Here is a 3,634-nt window from a genome sequence, read left to right on the forward strand (position 1 = left end):
CGGCCCGCAGCGGAGCGAGGAGCTGGTCACCATGAGCACAGCCATCAGGTCAGGCCGGCGCCGGAGCGCAGCGGAGGTGGCGGCGTGACCCGGCTCCGGCGGCTCACTGCGGCGCTGCTTGCGTCCACCCTGCTGCTCGCGGGCTGCGGGCTGCCCGACCGCACCGATCCGAAGTACGTCGGCCCGGCGGCGGACCCCAAGCCGGCCCAGGACCGCGCCCAGGACCCGCCGCGGCCCGACGGCGCCAGCAGCCTGCTGGACCTGGTGTCGCGCTACCTGATGACGTCCGTCGGCGGCAACATCACCAGCACCGACGACCCGAGCGCGGTCTCCGAGACCCAGACCCGCATGAAGACGTTCATGACCGAGCAGGCCGCCGCGCAGTGGCCACCCCGGCCACAGATGCCGCTGATCGTGGTCCAGGTGGCCCTTACGAAGGCCGACGACGTGGGCACCAACAAGAGCCGGGTCACGGCCAACTTCGTCGCGGTCGGTCAGTTCGACCGGGTCGGCCGCCTCGGGCCGCCGCAGCTGGACAAGCCAGTCTGGTCGGAGGACTTCGAGGGCGAGGAGGTCGACGGGCAGCTGCGGCTCACCAAGGTGCCGTCCCACATGCTGCTGAGCGTGGCCGGGCTCAAGGAGTGGTATCAGCCGCAGCCCATCTACTTCTGGGAGTCGGGCGTCGACACGCCGAAGCTGGTGCCCGACCTGCGCTACATGCCGCGGGTGCTGCCGGCGTCGAAACGGGTCAGCGAGGTCATGACGTGGCTCACGACGGGCCCGTCGCCGTGGCTGAACGAGGTCGTGGCCAGCGTGTCGCCCGACATCCAGACGAAGGACGACCCGACCGTCGGGCCCGACAAGCGGGTCACGGTGAACCTCAGCTCGAAGGCGGCCGGCAAGAGCCCCGAGGACCTGCGCAAGCTGTCCAGACAGATCCGCTGGTCGCTCGACGGGCATCCACCCGTCGAGCTGTCGTTCGAGAACGCCAAGGACACCACGAACGCCTCCGACGGCTACGAGAACGACAACGCCGCCGTCGGCGAGGTCGACCAGGAGAAGTTCGTGGTCGACAGCAACGCGGAGGTCCGGCCGGTGGACATGCCCGCCGACGGCCCGCCCGAGCTGTTCGCCCCCGGCCCGTTCAACACCGGAGTCGTCTCGGCCACGATCAACCGCCTGCACACGAAGGCGGCGCTGGTCCGCAAGGTCGCCCCCAACAGCACCGGCAGGCAGCTGTACGTCAGCGTTCCCGGCGCCACGGCCGACCCGAAGTACGTCGTCGTGAGCGACATCCCCGCCACCGCCACGCTGAGCCGGCCGACGTGGATCGACCGTCCGGCGCAGCGCTTCCTGATCGCCGACGGCACCCGGCTCTGGGCGGTCACCCCACCGGCGAAGGCGGGCGAGGCGGCCAAGGCCGAGGTCGTGCCCGGGGCCAACGACCAGGCGATCACCAACGTCACGGCGTTCTCGGTGGCGCCCGACGGCCGGCGGATCGCGCTCATCGTCGGCAACAAAGCCATGATCGCGGTGCTGCGGATCGAGAACGGCAGGCTGAGCCTCGGCGAGCAGCACCTGGTGTCCACCTCCCTCGGCGACAACCAGGCGATCGGGTGGATCACCGAGACCACGCTCGCGATCGGCGGCCGGCCCAACCCGGCCAACAGCCTGTTCTCCGAGGGGAGCTACTCGCTGATCTCGACGAGCATCGACGGCACCGGCGAGATGCCGTTGCCGCTGCTCAAGCCGACCGTCACCGGCGCCTACACCGTCAGCCAGCTCTCGGCGCGGACCAACGACCCGACCGACTCGCTGCAGCAGGTGCTGGTCCTGTTCGAGGCGAACCAGGTGGCCCGGGTCGTGTTCGCCGACGACACGCCCGACATCAAGATGACCAATGACAGCCCGAAACCCGGGGCGTCGGCCACCCAGGCGCCGAAGCCGCCGCTGTCACCGTTCTACGCGGACTGAGCGGCGCCGTGTTCCTCGCCGACCTGCTCGACCTGGTGCTGCCCGCCACCTGCGCGGGCTGCGACGAGCCGGCGACCGGGCCGCTGTGCGAGCCGTGCCGGGCGGCGCTCGCGGCCGTCCGCCCGGGCCGGACCCGGCCGGTGCCGGAGCCACCCGGGCTGCCGCCGGCCTTCGCGCTGGCTGCGTACGCCGGTTCGCTGCGTCGGATGCTCATCCAGTACAAGGAGCGCAACCGGCACGAACTGGCACCGGTCCTCGGCGGGCTCCTCGCCAGGGTCGTGGCCGCCACGCCGGACCTGCGCGGGCCGCTGGTCCTGGTGCCGGTGCCGGCCACGACCGCGGCGGCCCGGCGGCGCTACGGCGACCACATCGACCGGATTGCGCACCACGCCGCCGGGGCGCTGCGCCGGCGGGGCGTCGAGGCGGGCGTCGCGGGGCTGCTGCGGGCGCTGCCGAAGCGCGAGGACTCGGCCGAGCTGTCCGCGGCCGAGCGGGCGCGGGCCGCCCGGCAGGCGTTCGCGCTCCGCGGGCACCGCGCGCCCGGGGGCACCGTGGTCCTCGTCGACGACATCATCACTACCGGCTCGACCCTCGCGGCGTCCGCCACCCGCCTCGCCGCCGGCGGCGTCCGCGTCGACCGGGTCGCCGTTCTGGCCGCTACGCAGCGTCAAGCGTAGAACACAACCTTCGTGCCGTTTTGAGCGGAACGTTACTTCGTGCGCCACTCGGGGTAATCCGCGAGGAGGGTTTCGGGAGTTGAAGACAGAGTTCTTGTGAACCGGGGGTGACTAGTGGCTGTCCTCGGTTTAACGTCGAGAGACGACCTGCACTGGCGCCGCGAAGCGCCGGTTCGGAAGGGAGGACTCTGCCCCATCCGTTTCGGTCGCGTGCCGCGTGGGCTCAGCCTCTGGGGAGGCGCGATCCGGCCGAGCAGTCCAGACAACAAACCCGAACCCAAACCCGATTCTTTGATAGACCCGTGGGGGAGGCCAGGAGTGGACATCGTCGTCAAGGGCCGCAACGTCGAGGTGCCTGACCACTATCGGCAGCACGTCGCAGACAAGTTGCAGAAGGTCGAGCGATACGACCACAAGCTCATCCGCGTCGACGTCGAGTTGTTTCACGAGCGCAATCCGCGCCAATCCGACCACTGCCAGCGTGTGGAGATCACGTGTGTCTCCCGGGGACCGGTGATCCGGGCCGAGGCCTGCGCCGCCGACTTCTACAGCGCGCTGGACGCCGCGATCGCCAAACTGGACAGCAGATTGAGCCGGGCCGCCGATCGGCGGCGCGTCCACCGGGGACGGCACGCGCCGGTCTCCGTCGCCGCGGCGACCGCGTCGCTGGCGTTCACACAGCCTGAGCGCAGCAGCGTCGCCACGCTCGCCGGCAGTTCCCAGGACCGCGCCGAGGGCGACTTCGAGCTGCTCGACGAGCAGGACGACCAGCCGTGGCACATCGTGCGGGAGAAAGAACACCCGGGCGAGCCGATGACCGTCGACGACGCGCTGTTCCACATGGAGCTGCTCGGCCACGACTTCTACTTGTTCAACGACAAGGAGTCGGGCCGGCCCAGCGTCGTCTACCGGCGCAAGGCATATGACTACGGGGTCATGAGCCTCGGCATGTGAGCCGTTTCGGCGGGCCGGTTCGCACCGGC

General features: G+C 70.7%; 3 protein-coding genes. All 3 read left to right on the top strand.

Annotated features, from left to right (window positions below; all coding sequences use genetic code 11):
* Window positions 1-84: 84 nt before the first annotated feature.
* The 3 genes from AB0K00_RS11265 to raiA all read left to right on the top strand — a co-directional run bounded on the left by AB0K00_RS11265 (window position 85) and on the right by raiA (window position 3,605).
* On the top strand, window positions 85-1,974 hold the full coding sequence (locus AB0K00_RS11265) for an LpqB family beta-propeller domain-containing protein (RefSeq protein WP_363518660.1): 1,890 nt from the start codon (window positions 85-87) through the stop codon (window positions 1,972-1,974).
* Window positions 1,975-1,982: 8 nt separating this feature from the next.
* On the top strand, window positions 1,983-2,651 hold the full coding sequence (locus AB0K00_RS11270) for a phosphoribosyltransferase family protein (RefSeq protein WP_363518663.1): 669 nt from the start codon (window positions 1,983-1,985) through the stop codon (window positions 2,649-2,651).
* A 318-nt stretch (window positions 2,652-2,969) separates the two neighbouring features.
* Complete coding sequence (gene raiA / locus AB0K00_RS11275) at window positions 2,970-3,605, top strand: ribosome-associated translation inhibitor RaiA (RefSeq protein WP_363518665.1); 636 nt, start codon at window positions 2,970-2,972, stop codon at window positions 3,603-3,605.
* Window positions 3,606-3,634: the final 29 nt, after the last annotated feature.

The organism is Dactylosporangium sp. NPDC049525 (assembly GCF_040676755.1).
Classification (GTDB): Bacteria; Actinomycetota; Actinomycetes; order Mycobacteriales; family Micromonosporaceae; genus Dactylosporangium.